We start from the raw sequence: 17,967 nt of genomic DNA on the forward strand, positions 1-17,967 counted from the left end.
TACTACGTCGACAACGTCGGCGACGTGGTCATCGAAACCGATGCCTCGCTGACCGCGCTCGACCGCGTGTTCGCCTCCATCGACTACACCCTCGGCGCCAACGTCGAGAACCTGATCCTGATCGGCAGCGCCGTCAACGGCACCGGCAATGAGCGGGATAACCGCATCACCGGCAACGCCTTGGCCAACACCCTCAATGGCGGCGCAGGTGCCGACACCATGATCGGCGGTGATGGCGTCGACACCTACTACGTCGACGACGTCGGCGATGTAGTGATCGAAACCGATGCCTCGCTGACCGCACTCGACCGCGTGTTCGCGTCCATCGACTACACCCTCGGCGCCAACGTCGAAAACCTGATCCTGACCGGCACGGCCAATCTCAACGGCACCGGCAGCGCGGTCAGCAACCGCATCACCGGCAACGACGGCAATAACATTCTTGACGGCGGCCTGGGTGCCGACACGCTGATCGGTGGTCTGGGCAATGACACCTATATCGTCGACAACGTCGGCGACACCGTCACCGAAACCAGCACCCTGGCGAACGAGATCGACACCGTACGTGCATCGGTTGACTGGACACTCGGCGCCAACCTGGAAAACCTCGTGCTCACCGGCAACGCCGTCAACGGCACCGGTAACGCGCTGAACAACACGTTGACCGGCAACGCAGCGGCCAACACCCTCGATGGCGGCCTCGGCGCCGACACCATGATCGGCGGCGACGGTGTCGACACCTACTACGTCGACAACGTCGGCGACGTGGTCATCGAAACCGATGCCTCGCTGACCGCGCTCGACCGCGTGTTCGCCTCCATCGACTACACCCTCGGCGCCAACGTCGAGAACCTGATCCTGATCGGCAATGGCAACCTCAACGGCACCGGCAACGCGGTCAGCAACCGTATGACCGGTAACGCCGGTGACAACATTCTCGACGGCGGCGCCGGCATCGACACGCTGATTGGCGGCTTGGGCAACGACACTTATGTCGTCGACAACGCTGGCGACATCATCACCGAGACCAGCACCCTGGCGAACGAAATCGACACCGTCCGCGCGTCGGTTGACTGGAGACTGGGCGCCAACCTGGAAAATCTGGCGCTGACCGGCAACGCCATCAACGGCACCGGCAACAGCCTGAACAACGTGCTCACCGGCAACGCCATGAACAACACCCTCAGCGGCGGCGCCGGTGACGACACCCTCGACGGCGGCCTCGGCGCCGACACCATGATAGGTGGCGACGGCGTTGATACCTACTACGTCGACAACGTCGGTGATGTGGTGACCGAAACCGACGCCTCGCTGGCCGCACTCGACCGCGTGTTCGCGAGCATCGACTACACCCTCGGCGCCAACGTCGAAAACCTGATCCTGATCGGCAGCACCAACCTCAACGGCACCGGCAACGCGGTCAACAACCGTATCACCGGCAACATCGGCAACAACATTCTCGACGGCGGCATGGGAGCCGACACCATGATCGGTGGCGCCGGCAACGACACCTACGTTGTGGATAACATCAACGATGTCGTGATCGAGCAGATCGGCGAAGGGCATGATCTGGTCAGAACCAGTATCAGCTACACCCTCGGCGCCAATGTTGAAGACTTGACGATGTTTGGCGACACATGGGGTGCACTCACCGGCAATGCGCTGGACAACACCATCACAGGCAACTCCGCCACCAACTACATCGATGGCGGGCTAGGCGCAGACATCATGATTGGTGGAGCCGGGCATGACGTCTACAACGTGGATAACATCAACGACGTTATCGTTGAACTCGCGGATGAGGGGATTGATACCGTCAACACCAGCATCGACTACACACTGGCGGACAACGTCGAAGATGGTCAGATGATTGGCAGTGCCAACCTGAATCTGACAGGTAATGCCATGGAAAACGTCTTGCACGGCAACGATGGCAACAACATCCTGTCGGGCGGTCTCGGCGCTGATCGCATGATTGGCGAGGGCGGCGACGATATCTTTATTGTGGATAACGTCAATGACCTCATCTTCGAGTTCCAGAATGGCGGTCACGACCTGATCCGCACTTCGGTTGATTACAACCTTTCGGATTACGTCGAGGACGGCACCCTGCTCGGCAGCGCAAACCTGACAATGTGGGGCAACAACCTCGATAACATTCTGACGGGTAACGCCGGCAACAACGTACTCGGCGGCAATGGCGGAACCGACAAACTGTTCGGTGGGGAAGGAAACGACACACTGTACGGTGGGTGGGGACATAGCACGTTGACGGGCGGTACCGGGGCTGACACCTTTGCCATCACTAACATGATCAATCTCGGAAAGGAATTCGGAACAAGCTCCTCGCAGAACGTCATTGCCGATTTCAACGCACTGGAAGGGGACAAAATCGATTTCTCCAAATTCGACATTGACCCGATGACCCTCGGCTATCAACACTTGACGTTCATTGGCTCCAGTGAATTCACCGGGCTGGGGCAACTGCGTTTTGCAGATAACGTCCTGTCGGGCAACCTGAGCGCAGACGCTGGGGGGCACTTCGAAGTGCAAGTGGTGGGCGTCAACTCGCTCAGTGCGAACGACGTCATCGTCTGATCCCTTAGCTGCCTGAAACATTCGAAGCTGAAAAATGAAAACACCCCGCCATCGCGGGGTGTTTCTTTTGTCCACTTTTTTCTAGGCCAACAGGCCCAGCTCTTTGGCCCGCGCCACTGCCTGCGTCCGCCGCTCAACCCCCAGCTTGCTGTTGATATGGCTTGCGTGGGTTTTCACGGTGTGCAGCGAAATGAACAATTGCTCGCTGATTTCCTGATTCGAACAACCCTGGGCAATCAACCGCAGTACGGCCAGTTCGCGACTGCTGAGCTGTTCAGTGACCGTGGACTCAGGCATCTGCCGGGGCGGCGCTGGCGGTAGATGCTCGAGCAATTGCTGGCCTGCCAGTCCGGGGAACGCCAGCAATTGCCCACGCAACCAGTCCGTGTGCTCCCTGGCCAATCCATCGAATGGCTGCAACACCCCGCCGGCCGCCAGCTCCAGCGCCTGGCTCAACGTCTTGCGTGCTTCCGGCTCGCGCCCGCCCGCCAGTAGCAACGCCACCTTTTGCGTTAACGCCATCACGCTGAGTAACTGGCGCCCGGTTTGCTCACCGTTTTCGTGCAGCACGTCCAACCGCCCTTCGGCGAGCATCGGCTGGCCGCGGGTCATGTCGAGCAGCGCTTGTTGCAGCTCAACGTGCAATGGCAGTTGGGGGTGAAACTCCGGCGGCGCAGCGGCGCGCTCGCCGGTGTAGGTCTGGCCCAACCGCGCAAGCCACGCCTCTGCCAGATCGGTGCGGCCCTGCGCCAGCCACAACTCACATTTGACCAGGGTGATCATCGCCAGGTAGTAGATCGGCGGCACGTCCCAGATGTGCATCAGGCGTTCGGCTTCGGCGAGTTCGGCGAAGGCCTTGGCGAACTCGCCGCTGCTGCCATCCAGACGCGCGATGACGCAATGGCCGATCAATACGCTGATGTCGCGACAGGCCCGTGCCTCGCCGATTCCGGCCAACAAGCGCACGCGTGCGGCCTGAGGCTGCAAGCGCATCGCCAACAGAAAACCCTCGTACAGGGTCAGCCGTGCACGCACCGCATACAGGCGCTGTGGCGACAGGCCGCGCAACCGCTGCAAGCCCTGATGGACTTCATCGAGTGCGCGCAGAATTTCACCGCGGGCCTGCAACACCCGCGCACGATCGTAGTGCGCCAACGCTTCGAAGAACGGGTTGCCAACGCGCTGCGCCAACTCCAGCGACTCTCGGTTAAGGCCGCGGGCGCGCCATAGGTCACCGTCGGCAATGGCCAGATTGGACAAGGTCGATAGACACATCAGCCGCTGGCCATAGCGCTTGGCCGGCAGACTTTCCAGGGCTTCGCTGCAGTATCTGATCGTCAACTCCCGATGCCCACGCCCGCGAGCGATGATCCCGCTCAGCGCCAGCCATTGCGCGAGCATCGACTTCTGCGCGGTAGCGGAAGGTGCCGGCAGGAAACGGCTCAAATGGCTGGACAATTCTTCGGCGGCATCGAGCTGACAGGCCAGCCCGAGCGCCCAGCTGTACAACACGATCAAGCGTGGCGTGCTGATCAGCAGGCTGTCGGGCAAGTCCATTTTCCAGCGCAGCAGCATGCCGACGTTTTGCTCGGCCAGCAGTTGCTCCTCGGAAAGGTTCTGTACCAGGTTTGCGGCGACGTCGAGATGACCGGCGCGCAACGCCTGTTCAACCGCCTCGTCCAGTAACCCTTGCGCGTTGAACCAGCGACAAGCACGCAGATGCAGCGTTGCAGTTGGCACCATCGCCTCAGCAATCGGCCGGCTGCGCAACAAATCAGAGAATAAATGGTGATAGCGATACCAGTGACCGTGCTCGTCCAGCGGCACCAGAAAGACCTGATGGGCCAACAGGAAACGCAGAATCTCGGCGCTGTCGTGTGCTTCGCGCACGGCGTCGCACAGTTCGCTGCAAAAACGCTCTTGCGGTGCGGTGTCATAGAGGAACGCCTGCACTTCGGCGGGCAGACAATCGATGACTTCCTCCAGCAGGTATTCGCGAATCAGCCCTTCCCCGCCGTTCAACGCTTGAGGCAAGGCCGATTCGGTGCCGGCTTCAGAAATCGCCAGCAGCCAGAATCGCAACCCGGCCACCCAGCCTTCGCTACGCTGGATCAGGTTTTCCAGCGCCTCGCCACGCAGTGAGCTGCTGTGACGATCGAGCAGTGCCAGGGCTTCGTCGTGGGTCAGGCGCAGATCCTGCTCGTGCAGTTCCAGCAACTGCCGGGACAGGCGCAGACGGGCCAGGTGCCAGTCCGGGCGCTGACGGCTGGTGACCATGACCAGCAGACCATCGGGCAAATGGTTGAGGAAAAATTGCAGGCAACGATCGAGCACCGGCCCTTGGGCGAGGTGGTAATCGTCGAGTACCAGCAGCAGCGGCGAGGTCGGTAGCAGGTGCAGAGCCAGCTCATCGAGCAAGCCGTCGAGCCATTCTTCGAAGGCGAACGGCTGGTGACGCTGGCGCATTTTCAACAAACCGAGTGCGCCGCTGCCGAGTTCGGGAAAGTAGTCCTGCAGGCCCTCGAGCAAGCGTTCGAGGAAGCGTCCCGGGTCACTGTCGCGGGCGCTCAGCCCCAGCCACAAACTTTGCCAGTGCGCCGGCAGACTCTGACAGAACTCCACCGCCAGCGAGCTCTTGCCGAACCCGGCCGGGGCGCTGACCAGCAACAGACGTCCACCGAGACCGGCTTGCAGGCGCTCGCAAAGTCGTGGTCGCAATACGTACCCATCAGGCAGCGGAGGACGGAAAAAACGTCCGTCCAGTGCCGCGACGGCAACGCTTGCGGGACCCGGAAGTGGGGACAGATCAGTCATGGCCGGCTCTTGTTCGTATGGCTGTTGGCGGCGTAGCAGATGCCCGCAGACTAGCCTTAAACGGAGCGGTTATGAAGGTCGTTGCTACAAATGGCTACAAAAAGCCTACGGAAAAACTGCAAGCAAAAAAAACGCCCCGAACCTGTCGGGGCGTTTTCACGAGGATGCGGCCTCGATTTACAGGCGCTTAGCGAACACCATCCTGACGCAGGGCGGCCGGGGTGAAGTCGCTGGTGGTGGCAGTGAAGCCGAAGTCATACGCCGACTTCTCTTCGTTCTTCATGCCCAGCGCCAGATAGCGACCGGATTGCAGATCGTAGAGGGTTTCCAGGGTGTACCAAGGCACCTGCACGTTGTAGTAGTCCTGGGAGTGGGCTTCCGCCACGCGCCACAGTTGGTTGCGACCATCGTAGTGATCGATCACCGCCGCTTGCCAGGTGTCCTCGTCGATGAAAAAGTCACGCTTGGCGTAGATGTGGCGCTGACCTTCCTTCAGGGTCGCGGTCACGTGCCATACACGACGCAGTTCATAGCGCGCCAGATCCTGGTTGATGTGCCCGGCCTTGATGATGTCGGAGTACTTGAGCTTCGGATCGTCGAGCTTGTAGCTGTCGGAGGCGATGTACATCTCTTGCTTGCCGACCAGCTTCCAGTCGTAACGGTCCGGCGCACCGTTGAACATGTCCAGGTTGTCGGAGGTACGCAGGCCGTCCGCCGCGGTACCCGGGCCATCATAGGACACTTGCGGAGCGCGGCGCACACGACGCTGACCGGCATTGTAGACCCACGCCGAACGCGGTTCCTTCACCTGGTCGAGGGTCTCGTGCACCAGCAGCACGCCACCGGCCAGACGTGCCGGCGCGGTCACTTTCTGCTTGAAGTAGAACAGGATATTGCCAGGGTTCGCCGGATCGTAGTCCTTCATCTTGTCGCGGAACACGAACTGGTCCTGGAAGTACACCAGGCTGAACGAGCCGTTCGGTTGCGGCGTGGCCTGGGTCACCAGACGGGTCACGCTGCCGCCGCGATAGCGGGTGATGTGGTTCCAGATCACTTCCACACCGGTTTTCGGGATCGGGAATGGCACGGCGGTATCGAAGTTTTCCAGGCCGTTGCCGCCCGACACCAGGGTCGTGGTGGTGGCGTTCTTTTTGATGGCGGCGAACACCGCATCCGGTACGGTGGCACCGCGATGGGACGGATAGACCGGCATCTTGAAGGTGTCAGGATAGCGCTGGAACATCGCGTACTGGCCCGGCGCGAGCTTGGCCTTGTACTGATCGACGTTCTGCTTGGTGATGGTGAACAGCGGTTTCTCACTGGCGTACGGATCGGACAGGAAACCTTTGCTGTCAACGGTGCCGGCATTTTTCGGCATCGGTTTCCAGGCCGGGATCGAGCCGTCGGCGTTGCCGGCCATTTCGGCGCCCATCGGGGTCAGGCTCTTGCCCAGCTTGTCCGCTTCGGCGGCAGGCACCGCCGCCATGACACCGGTCGCCAGCAGCGACAGGCCCAGAACACCGGCGTGGAACAGACTCTTTGTTATTTTCATAAATTCGTTCGTCCTGAAATGCAGTGCTTAGAAGTTCACGCCGAGGCTGAGCGCCACAAAATCGCGGTCATCCACGGTGGTGTACTTGCCGTCGAAGAAGTTGGTGTACGCCAGGCTCGCGGTGTAGGTGTTCTGGTACTCGGCGTCGACGCCCAGGCTGACGGCCTTGCGACCTTCCTCGAAGTTGCCGCCAGGGCCCGGCGAGTAGCCGCTGACGTCGTGGGACCAGGCCACGTTCGGCTTGAGGTTCACGCCGGCGAAGACATCGTTGTATTCCCAGATTGCACGGCCGCGGTAGCCCCAGGACATCGACGTGGTGAAACCGTCGTTGTCGCAATTGCGGCTGCGGTTGTTCTGCGGCGAACCTGGTCCGGCGCCGTTGATGGTGCCGTTGTTGAGGATGTTGACGCAGGTGTTGGTGGTACCGGTGGCTGGCAGCTCGCCCGGGCCATAGACCGGATCGCGGCCATAGCGCTTGTCGGATCGGCTTTCGAGGCCGCCCACATAAGTCATGCCCACTTCACCCACGAGGGTCAGGCGGCTGGCGCCCATGACCTGATCGAAGAAGTGCGTGAAGGTGGTTTGCAGTTGAGTGATTTCCTTGCGCTCGTAGCCATGCAGATCCTGGCCCGGCACGCCATTGAGCAGCGATGCGTTGGCGTAAGGGCCACCCAGTGGACGCACACCGGCGAACAGGATGTCGGTGGAGTTCAGTTGCACCGGTGCATTCGGGCGATAGCTGATCTCACCGCTCCACGCCGTACCGGTAGGCAAGGTGGTGGAGAAGCTCAGACCGTAGAGGCGGATGTCTTCAGGGTATTCGACGAAGTACTTCGAATTGCCGGCAACCAACAGAGGCCCGAGCGCCTGAAACGGACCTGGCAATGCAGCTACGCCGTTGTAGACCGATTGCGGCGCGCCTGTGGCACTGAAGATCGGCGCACGGCTGTGGTAATTCATGAAGTAGGCACCGAATTCGGTGTCCAGCGGTTCGAACATGTACTTGAGGGACGCGCCCCACTGGCCGCTGTCCCGCGCATCGCGATCGGCGCCGCGCGGCACCAGCACACCTTCTTCATTGACGTTGACGCCGTTGGCCGCCAATGGCCCCAGGGCAATGGCCGGGATCTGCGAGCGCTTGTTCAGTACGCGCAGGTTGTCGGTGCAACCGTCGGCAATGATGTCCGGCTGGGAGAAGAATGTGCCGCAGTTGTCGACGACGGTCTGGTCCCACTCCAGCTGATAGAAGGCTTCGGCCGACAGGTTGTCGGTCAGGCTCTGGGACACGTAGAACATGTTGACCGGGATCAGGCCTTCCTTGATCTCGGCGCCCGGACGACGGAACGCGGAAACGTCGATCGGGTTGATCGAGTTGATGCCGCCGCCGATGAAGGTACTTTCACCCCAGCTCACCACCTGTTTGCCCAGACGCACGGAGCCCGGCTGATCGGCAATCGCGTAGTTGTGGTAGACGAAGGCATCGAGGATCTGACCGCCGGCGGACTTGGCGCCTTCCTTGCGGTTGCTGTCGCTGATGTCCTTGAACTCGCGGCTCTCGTCCTTCAGTTCGAAGTCGTACCAGTATTTGCCTCGGACGAATACGCCGGTGTCGCCGTATTTCAGTTCGAGGTCATGAATGCCCTTGAAGATCTTCGAGAAGGTTTCGCCGCTCTTGAAGTTGGCATGGCCGTCGTCGGAAGTCTGGGACAGACCGTGACCGCCGTTGTTGACGCCGATGAGGTTCTTGTTCGGGCTCTGGGTGGACCAGCTGGCACCGATCGACAGGGAGGAGTCGAACTGGCCTTCGATTTCACCGACGTTGAAACTGACGCCGAATGCGGGCCCGGCGAGCGAAGAAGCAAGACTGACGGCCAGAGGCAGCTTTGCCCGGCGCCAGAACTGGTTTACTGAGGTCATCGACGCTACTCCATGTGCATTATTGTTATGGCAGTGAGTACTTTTAAAAACGCCTGAAGGACCGGGTGCCAGCGGCTTCCCGAAATCGCTTCAATGTTGCATCGCCCCGTTTGTGCGTGTGCCCCGTTCTTAAAAATCCTTGAGCGGACTATAGCCAGCAGGTGGTACTGCTTGATCCCTCTAAAGTGTGATTTGCAGCTGCCGGCCACTCTGGAACAGTCCTTTCGCCAGTCCGACACATGTCGGCACGGCAAGGATGGCTGAAAATTCGAATTTCACAAGCCAAGCGCTTGCTTGGTGGGTCTGGCGCGCCGTTTTCGGCGCGCCAGCGGACGCTCAAAGCGTCGAGAGGAAGGTGCTGTTGTTGGCCTGCCATTCAGTGATGTCGAGGCGGATGCGCTTCTTGTCGAGTTTGCCGACACTGGTCTTGGGAATTTCAGTAACAAGGGCGATCTGACTTGGTATCGCCCACTTGCTCAAGTGCCCCAGTTCAACGAACGGCTTGAGGTGCTCCTTGAGCTCGCGTGCCCCGATGGCATGCCCTTCGCGGACCACCAGCAAGGCAAACGGACGCTCGCCCCACTGCGGATCGGCGATGCCCACCACTGCTACTTCACGTACCGCGACGTGACGACTGATCAGGTCTTCGAGGTCCAGCGAGGAGATCCATTCGCCGCCGGTCTTGATCACGTCCTTGATCCGGTCGCGGATGTCGATCACACCCATGGCGTCGAGCGTCGCCACGTCGCCGGTGTGCAGCCAGCCGCCGGCCCACAGCTCGGCGCCCTTCTGCGGTTCGTTGAAATAGCCTTCGGTCAGCCACGGTGCGCGCAGCACCAGTTCGCCCTGGGTCTCGCCGTCGGCCGGAAGAAAATTGCCTTCGGTATCGACGATCGCCGCTTCGACCAATGGCCCCGGCACGCCGGCCTTGATCCGATAGGTGGTGCGCTCGTCTTCGGTGCCCGCCATCAACTCATCATTCAGATGCGCGCACGAAACCAGTGGCCCGGTTTCCGACATGCCGTAAGCAGCCGTCAGCTGAATGCCTTTGCTCTTGGCCGTTTCATACAGCGTGCGGTTCAGCGCACTGCCGCCGATGACGATTTTCCAGCCGCCGAAATCGGTGCCCTGCGCGCCCTTGGCATTGAGCACCATCTGCAGGATGGTCGGCACACAGTGGGAGAACGTGACCTTTTCCTTGCGCCACAACTCGACCAGGAATTCCGGGTCATAACGCCCCGGATAAACCTGCTTGAGCCCGAGCATGGTCGCCACATACGGCAGACCCCAGGCATGCACGTGGAACATCGGGGTGATCGGCATATACACGTCGTTGGTGCCCAGCAACCGCACGCTGTCGATGGCGCCCATGATGGTCGACACACCCATGGTGTGCAGCACCAGTTGCCGATGGGTGAAGTACACGCCTTTCGGATTGCCGGTGGTGCCCGTGGTGTAGAACGTGGTGGCGACCGAGTTTTCGTCAAAATCCTGGAAGTCGTACTGCGGACTCGCGGCCGCCAGCAGTTGCTCGTACTCGCCGACCAGATTCGGCAGATCGGCGGTTTTTTCCGGCAGATCGGTCAGCAGCAGGGTTTTCACCACCGTGGTCAGGTGTGGCGCAATAGCCTGGTACAGCCCGACGAACTCGCTGTTGACCAGCACGAAGCGGTCCTCGGCGTGGTTCATGGTGTAGAGGATCTGTTCCGGCGACAGGCGCACGTTGATGGTGTGGATCACCGCGCCGATCATCGGAATCGCAAACATGCACTCCAGGTATCGATGGCTGTCCCAGTCCATCACCGCCACGGTGTCACCGGCCTTGACCCCGGCCGCCGTCAGTACGTTGGCCAGCCGCGCGACCCGCTCGATCAGGGTCGGGTAGCTGTAGCGCAGCTGGTCACGGTAGATGATCTCGCGGGTTTTCTCGTAACGGGCGCCCGACATCAGCAGCCGTTTAATCAGCAGTGGATACTGGTACGCCCCTTCGGCGGGCGGAATGACGCGAGTCTGCAACATAAGAATCCCTTTTCTGACTGCACGGTGTTGGCTTTGGAGTTTCGTACTCTAGAACCGTTATACGTCAGCCAAATCAGCCAAAGGAATGATTTGCAGAGCCGTACAAATGCTAGCCTTGCGCCAGCATTTGCCGAAACAGATGACAGCGCAGAAGGATCAATGCATCTCGGTGAACGCGAGTTTCACGCCGATGGCGATCAGCACCGCGCCCATGGTGCGGTCGAACCAGTGGCCCATGCGGGCGAAACCGGCGCGCACGCGCTGCTGGCTGAACAACATGGCCACCAGGCAGAACCAGGTGGCGGTCGCAACGGCGAGATAAATGCCGTAACCGGCCTGGACTGTCAGCGGGGTGTGCGGATTGATCACCACGGTGAACAGCGACAGGAAGAACAGCGTGGCTTTCGGGTTCAGGCCGTTGGTCACGAAACCCGAAGTGAACGCGCCACGGGCGGTGCGCTCGCCGGCCTCTTTGTGCAGATCATCGCTCACGGTTTTCGCCGGTTGCGCGCGCAGGGCCTTGAAGCCGATGTACAGCAGGTACGCGGCGGCTGCCCATTTCAAGGCGTTGAACAGCACGATCGATTGAGAAACGATCAGGCCGATCCCCAGCAGCGAATAACCCACGTGCAGGAAAATCGCCGTGCCCACGCCCAACGCGGTCCAGGTCCCGGCGCGTCGACCATGGGTCACGCTTTCGCGCACCACCACGGCGAAATCAGGACCGGGGCTGGCAACGGCCAACAGGTGGATCAGGGCAACGGTCAAGAATTCTGTCCAGTACATGGGGGCTCCTTTCGGCCAAGCGTAACGAGTTGTTTCATCTGCTAGGCTCGGCAGATTACGCCTTCCCTTCAAAGCACGACAGGTACAGTTGATGACGAACGCCCACCGCGCCGTATTCCTCGATCACCCTTCGCTGGATCTTGGCGATCTCGACTTGAGCCCTTTGCGTGATTGCTTCAGTGATCTGCAACTGTTCGCTCAGACGTTGCCTGCGCAGGTAGCCGAGCGCCTGCAAGGTGCAACCGTGGCGATCAGCAACAAAGTGCTGATCGATTCCGCCGCCATGGCCGCCAACCCACAACTGAAACTGATCCTGATCACCGCGACCGGCACCAACAACGTCGATCTGGCCGCCGCTCGCGCCCACGGCATCACCGTGTGCAACTGTCAGGGTTACGGCACGCCGTCGGTGGCGCAGCACACGATCATGCTGCTGCTCAACCTCGCCACGCGCCTGGCCGATTTTCAAAAAGCCGTCGGCGAAGGCCGCTGGCAGCAGGCGAAACAGTTCTGCCTGCTGGATTACCCGATCGTCGAGCTGGAAGGCAAAACCCTCGGCCTGCTTGGACACGGCGAACTCGGCGGCGCGGTCGCGCGTCTGGCCGAAGCCTTCGGCATGCGCGTGTTGCTGGGGCAGATTCCGGGGCGACCGGCCCGTCCGGATCGTCTGCCGCTGGAAGAATTGCTGCCGCAGATCGACGCCCTCACCCTGCACTGCCCGCTCAACGAACACACTCGGCACTTCATCGGCGCCCGCGAACTCGCTTCGATGAAACACGGCGCTTTCGTGGTCAACACCGCCCGTGGTGGACTGATCGATGAACAGGCCCTGGCCGATGCCCTGCGCAGCGGTCATCTGGGCGGCGCTGCCACCGATGTGCTGAGCGTCGAGCCGCCGACCCAAGGCAATCCGCTGCTGGCAGCCGACATCCCGCGCCTGATCGTTACCCCGCACAACGCCTGGGGCAGCCGCGAAGCGCGGCAGCGAATCGTCGGCCAACTGGTGGAAAACACCCAGGCGTTCTACAGCGGTAAGGCGCTGCGGGTCGTCAGTTGATAAACTGCGGCACTTTTTTTCACAGGAGCAGTTATGGATCCGCGCAGTGAAGTACTGCTTCGTCAGGCCGAGTTATTCCAAGGTTCTGTGTTGCTGGCCGGTTTGCCTGCCGATGATCTTTTGGGGCGCCTGCCCGAGGCGTTTGGCTGGTGCTGGCACGCCGGCGACCAGGCTGCACTCGATGCGCGCTTCGAAGGGCGCAGCCATTTTGGCGTGAACGTGCCGGAGCGCTCGTTCGACACGGCGGTGGTGTTCCTGCCCAAGGCCAAGGACCTGACCGATTACATCCTCAATGCCGTGGCTTCACGCCTGGCCGGGCGCGAGGTGTATCTGGTCGGGGAAAAACGCAGCGGTATCGAAGGCGCCTCCAAACAGCTCAACCCGTTCGGCAAGCCGCGCAAGCTCGACAGCGCGCGCCATTGCCAATTGTGGCAAGTGACGGTGGCCAACGCTCCCGAAGCCAAACCGCTGGAAAGCCTGGCGCAGACCTACGAACTGCCGCTGGCCGAAGGTCCGTTGAAAGTCATCAGCCTGCCGGGCGTATTCAGCCACGGCCGACTGGATCGCGGCAGCGCCCTGCTGCTGGAACATCTGGACAAACTGCCGAGCGGCCATCTGCTGGACTTCGGTTGCGGCGCCGGCGTGCTGGGTGCGGCGGTCAAGCGTCGTTACCCGCACAATCAGGTCACCTTGCTCGACGTTGATGCCTTCGCTGCCGCCAGCAGCCGTTTGACCCTGGCGGCCAACGGTCTGGAAGCCGAAGTGCTGACCGGTGACGGCATCGATGCCGCGCCGATGGGTTTGAACGCGATCCTGAGCAACCCGCCGTTCCATGTCGGTGTGCATACCGACTATTTCGCTACCGAAAACTTGCTACGAAAAGCGGCCAAACATCTGAAAAACGGCGGCGAACTTCGCTTGATTGCCAACAGCTTCCTGAAATATCAACCGCTGATCGAAGAGCATCTCGGGGCGTGTGCGATCAAGGCCGAAGGCAATGGATTCCGGATTTACCGGGCCAAGCGCGGCTGAAAATTTGTTCTTGCTCTATCGGATTCGCGAAGGCAGAATCCGCTCCGTCCTAGGGGAGTAGTCTCCCACGAGCGCCAAGCTCGTCCGGCATACGTCAACATACTTGATCCTCAGATCATGGCGTATGCGACCCAAGCGTCCGCAGCAGACGGATCGCAGGGTTTGACAAGACCTATGACACGCACACCTTACCCGGGGCGGGAAGGCTGTACGTGTCATAGCCGTGTCGACCCGCCCCTTAGGAAATCCTGATGCTGGACTCGTTACTCGTTCCCACCGCAATCGTTGCCTTGGCCGAAATCGGCGACAAGACGCAACTGCTCGCGCTGATTCTCGCCGCTCGCTTTCGCAAACCCTGGCCGATCATCGCCGGTATCGTGGCTGCGACCCTGGCCAACCACGCGGCAGCGGGTGCGGTCGGCGCCTGGTTCGGCAGCTTCTTCTCCGATTCGGTCCTGCACTGGATTCTTGCCGCGAGCTTCGCCGCCACCGCCCTCTGGACGTTGGTGCCGGACAAGATGGATGACGATGAAGCCAGCACCGCCCGCAAGTTCGGGCCATTCCTGACCACGCTGATTGCGTTCTTTCTTGCGGAAATCGGTGACAAGACCCAGATCGCCACGGTGATGCTGGCGGCGCAATACCCGGAGCTGTGGCTGGTGATTATTGGCACCACGGCGGGCATGCTGATCGCGAACGTGCCGGTGGTACTGGCGGGTAATTTTGCGGCAGAGAAACTGCCACTGACCCTGATCCGTCGACTGGCGGCCTCGGCGTTCCTGATCCTGGCGATTGTCGCGGTGTACAAGGCGATGCAGAGCAGCGGCTGGGTTTGATCCGGCAGATCGCTCCCGCACCGAGTGCGGGAGCGATCATGGCTTCAGGACTTGGGCGCTTTCTCGTAAAGCGGCATGACCTTCGGAATCGCCGCCTGCAACGCAGCCGTGCGGCTGCTGGAAGACGGGTGAGTGCTCATGAACTCCGGCGGTGCGCCTTCAGAGGCCTTGCTCATCTTGTCCCACAAAGTGATGGCGGCGTTCGGGTTGTACCCGGCACGCGCGGCGAGTTCCAGACCGATCAGGTCGGCCTCGTTTTCGTTGGCGCGGCTGTTGGGCAGCGTCATGCCGTAGTTGGCCACGGTGTCGGCCAGCGCCAGGCTGTCCTGACCCAGGCCGAGCAACGCACCCGCGCCCTGCTTAGCCATTTCGATGCCATAGGCCTTGGACATCGCTTCCCGACCGTGCTCGCGCAAGGCATGGGCGATTTCATGGCCCATGACTGCGGCGATTTCATCGTCGGTAAGTTTCAGGCTGTCGATCAGCCCGGTGTAGAAAATGATCTTGCCGCCAGGCCCGCAGTTGGCGTTGAGCTCGTCGCTCTTGATCAGGTTGACTTCCCATTTCCACTGCGCCGCATCCGGACGGAAGTTCGGTGCCTGGGCAATCAAGCGGTTGGCAATCGCCTGAACACGCTTGGCATCGTTGCTGGTCTTGTCCAGCACGCCTTTGCTGGACGCCTCGCCCACGGTCTTCTGATAGGACTGGGCATACATCTGGTCGACCTCTTGCGAGGACAGCATGCTGAACATGTACTGCTTGCGTTCCACGCCCACGGCACCGCCGCTGGTGGTGTTGACCGACTGACAACCGGCCAGCAACAGCGCTGCGCTCAGTGCACTTACAACCAATGTCTTGTTCATTCAAAAGCTCCCTGAAAACCTGTCGCGTATCCTAGGCGGGTAATTGTATCGGCGCCAGATACAACGGACGTGATGCACCTGTTTTCAGAACACGCCCGCCAGCCCTGCAGGAAAAAATTCACATCCGCCGCCGAGCCCGCTGCAACTGCGTCGTGCACTGGTCCATTTGCGACATCCGGCTGTAATCACTTGCTCCGCACCTCATGGCGCAACAGTGGCTGCCGATACAACAGCGCAGACGTCCTCTCGCGTGCGGAGCTCCCATGAAGTTCAAGTCGATCCAGTTTTCCGTGGCCGCCCTGGCCGGCGCCATCGTACTCAGCGTGGTCGCCGCGCTGGTGCTGTATGCGCTGTTCTCCGGTGCCCGCACCCAGGAAATGGTCCAGCAACGGACCCAGGCCCAGTTCGAACAAGTCATCGAACAGCGCCTGACGTCGCTGGCGCAGACTCAGGTCAGCCAGATCCAGCGCGAACTCGAAGCACCGCTGCTGATTGCCGGCGGACTGGTACGGGTCAACGCCCTGCTCGGCACGCCGGGCGCCGATGGTCAGCCGCGACTGACCGTCAGCCGTGAGCAACTGATCAGCCTGATCAAGGAAAACGTCGAGAAGAATCCGAAGATTCTCGGCACTTACATCGGCTGGGAAAAAAACGCACTGGACCATAATGACGCGGCCTACGTCGGCACTCAGGTTGTCGGCATCGACCCTGGCAACGGTCGTTTCCTGCCGTGGTGGTTCCGCAACGACGACGGCACCCTGGGCCTGGACAAACTGGTGGACGTCGACGACCAGAAAGTCCTGTCCACCGGCGTGCGCGCCAGCGAGTACTACCTGTGCTCGAAAGAAACCAAAAAGCCCTGCGTGATCGATCCGGCCCCGTACAAGGTCGGCGACAAGATCGTCATGCTCGCCTCCTTTATCGAACCGATCATGCTCAACGGCGCCTTCCAGGGCATCGTCGGCGCCGACCTGTCGGTGAACTTCATCCAGGAAATGCTCCTGAGCGCCAACCAGAAACTGTACAGCGGCGCCGGGCAAATGGCCCTGATCGGCGGCAACGGCCGGATCGTCGCCTACACCAAGGACACGAGCAAATTCGGCGAGAAGGTCAGCGACATCCTCGACGCCCAGCAGATTGCCAACATGGCCAATCTCAAGCGCGGCGAAGTGACTTACACCGTCAATAAAGAGCAAGGCCGGATCGAGTTGTACCTGCCGTTCGGCATCGGCCAGACCGACGCGCGCTGGACGCTGATGCTGCAACTGCCGCTCGACGCGGTGATGGCCGACCTGCAAAAGCTCCAAGGCGACCTCGACGCCCAGCGCAAATCCGACACCTTCGGCATGGCCATGGTCGGCCTGATCATCGCCGGCCTTGGCTTGCTGGTGATCTGGCTGGTGGGTCACGGCATCGCTCGCCCGCTCAAACAAATGGTGACCATGCTCGATGACATCGCTCAGGGCGAAGGCGACCTGACCCGTCGCCTGACCAGTGATCGCAACGACGAACTCGGTTCAATCGCCAAAGGCTTCAATACCTTCCTCGCCAAATTACAGGGGATGATCACGCAGGTGGTGTCGTCGGTACAGAGCGTCAGCGATTCCTCGGAGCACACGGCGGACATCGCGATCCGCACCAATATCGGCATTCAGAAACAGATGGCCGAAATCGATCAGGTCGCCACCGCCGTGCAGGAAATGACTGCCACCGCGCAAGACGTGGCGCGTAACGCGACCCAGGCAGCACAAGCGGCCAGCCACGCCGATCAGGCAGCCAGTCAGGGCATGCAGATCGTGCGCGACACCTCCAATTCGATCGGTGTGCTGGCCGTGGAAATCGGCAAGGCCGTGGACGTGGTGCAGACCCTGGCCAAGGACAGCGAAAACATCAACGCGATCCTCATCGCCATTCGCGGGATCGCCGAGCAGACCAACCTGCTGGCCCTCAACGCGGCGATTGAAGCGGCCCGCGCTGGTGAACAGGGACGCGGATTTGCGGTGGTGGCCGATGAAGTGCGCAACCTGGCGCAGAAAACCCAGAAGGCCACCGAAGAAATCCAGAGCATGATCCAGCAACTGCAACAGGGCACACGCGATGTGGTGCGGGTCATGGAGGAAAGCCAGAACCGCACCGACGAAAGTGTGCAGCACGCGGCGAAGGCAGCCGAAGCACTGGAAACGATTACTCAGGCGGTTTCGGTGATCAACGACATGAACACCCAGATCGCCAGCGCTGCCGAGGAACAGAGCGCGGTGGCCGACGATATCAACCGCAATGTGATCAATATCGGTCAGGTGGCGAACGAAGTGGCGGGTGGTGCGGATGAGTCGAGTTCGGCGAGTGCCGATCTGACCAAACTGGCGGAGCAGCAGCGGCGGTTGATCAACCAGTTCAAGGTCTGACGTCGAAGGCTAAAAGTCAAAAGCCAAAAGCTCCCTCACCCTAACCCTCTCCCGGAGGGAGAGGTGACTGATTGGGGGATATTTCAAA

Annotated in this window: 11 protein-coding genes and 1 riboswitch; of the genes, 5 read left to right on the forward strand and 6 right to left on the reverse strand. The window is 60.9% G+C overall.

The window, feature by feature from the left end; translation table 11 throughout:
* A partial coding sequence (locus L6D74_RS26125; RefSeq protein ID WP_276574957.1) for a beta strand repeat-containing protein occupies window positions 1-2,598 on the forward strand: 2,598 nt, incomplete at its 5' end.
* A gap of 81 nt (window positions 2,599-2,679) precedes the next feature.
* On the opposite strand, the gene L6D74_RS26130 is transcribed toward L6D74_RS26125, so the two are convergent.
* The 5 genes from L6D74_RS26130 to L6D74_RS26150 all read right to left on the reverse strand — a co-directional run bounded on the left by L6D74_RS26130 (window position 2,680) and on the right by L6D74_RS26150 (window position 11,686).
* A complete protein-coding gene (locus L6D74_RS26130) occupies window positions 2,680-5,412 on the reverse strand; it encodes a winged helix-turn-helix domain-containing protein (protein WP_236191031.1) in 2,733 nt (910 codons plus the stop codon).
* Between the two features lie 187 nt (window positions 5,413-5,599).
* On the reverse strand, window positions 5,600-6,964 hold the full coding sequence (locus L6D74_RS26135) for a DUF1329 domain-containing protein (RefSeq protein ID WP_064599333.1): 1,365 nt from the start codon (window positions 6,962-6,964) through the stop codon (window positions 5,600-5,602).
* Window positions 6,965-6,991: 27 nt separating this feature from the next.
* Window positions 6,992-8,881: a DUF1302 domain-containing protein gene (locus tag L6D74_RS26140; protein ID WP_064383978.1), complete on the reverse strand. Its 1,890-nt coding sequence runs from the start codon at window positions 8,879-8,881 to the stop codon at window positions 6,992-6,994.
* Between the two features lie 336 nt (window positions 8,882-9,217).
* Complete coding sequence (locus L6D74_RS26145) at window positions 9,218-10,900, reverse strand: fatty acid--CoA ligase (protein WP_236191034.1); 1,683 nt, start codon at window positions 10,898-10,900, stop codon at window positions 9,218-9,220.
* A gap of 156 nt (window positions 10,901-11,056) precedes the next feature.
* Entirely contained in the window at window positions 11,057-11,686 is a 630-nt protein-coding gene (locus L6D74_RS26150; protein ID WP_064599339.1) for a LysE family translocator, read from the reverse strand.
* Window positions 11,687-11,777: 91 nt separating this feature from the next.
* On the opposite strand from L6D74_RS26150, the gene L6D74_RS26155 reads away from it, so the two are divergent.
* The 3 genes from L6D74_RS26155 (at window position 11,778) to L6D74_RS26165 (ending at window position 14,611) form a co-directional block, all read left to right on the forward strand.
* Window positions 11,778-12,743, forward strand: a complete 966-nt coding sequence (locus L6D74_RS26155) for a 2-hydroxyacid dehydrogenase (protein WP_236191036.1) — start codon at window positions 11,778-11,780, stop codon at window positions 12,741-12,743.
* A gap of 33 nt (window positions 12,744-12,776) precedes the next feature.
* Window positions 12,777-13,775: a class I SAM-dependent methyltransferase gene (locus L6D74_RS26160; protein ID WP_236191038.1), complete on the forward strand. Its 999-nt coding sequence runs from the start codon at window positions 12,777-12,779 to the stop codon at window positions 13,773-13,775.
* A gap of 39 nt (window positions 13,776-13,814) precedes the next feature.
* Window positions 13,815-13,939: riboswitch (yybP-ykoY riboswitch) on the forward strand.
* Between the two features lie 87 nt (window positions 13,940-14,026).
* The gene (locus L6D74_RS26165) at window positions 14,027-14,611 is read left to right on the forward strand and encodes a TMEM165/GDT1 family protein (RefSeq protein WP_007956837.1); all 585 of its coding nucleotides are present in this window, start codon (window positions 14,027-14,029) and stop codon (window positions 14,609-14,611) included.
* Window positions 14,612-14,655: 44 nt separating this feature from the next.
* Here the strand turns inward: L6D74_RS26165 and L6D74_RS26170 are convergent, their stop codons facing one another.
* Complete coding sequence (locus tag L6D74_RS26170) at window positions 14,656-15,474, reverse strand: M48 family metallopeptidase (protein ID WP_039766290.1); 819 nt, start codon at window positions 15,472-15,474, stop codon at window positions 14,656-14,658.
* A gap of 263 nt (window positions 15,475-15,737) precedes the next feature.
* Between L6D74_RS26170 and L6D74_RS30370 the strand changes: the two genes are divergently transcribed.
* Window positions 15,738-17,879, forward strand: a complete 2,142-nt coding sequence (locus tag L6D74_RS30370; protein ID WP_236191040.1) for a methyl-accepting chemotaxis protein — start codon at window positions 15,738-15,740, stop codon at window positions 17,877-17,879.
* Window positions 17,880-17,967 lie beyond the last annotated feature (88 nt).

It is taken from the genome of Pseudomonas pharyngis (genome assembly GCF_021602345.1).
Classification (GTDB): Bacteria; Pseudomonadota; Gammaproteobacteria; order Pseudomonadales; family Pseudomonadaceae; genus Aquipseudomonas; species Aquipseudomonas pharyngis.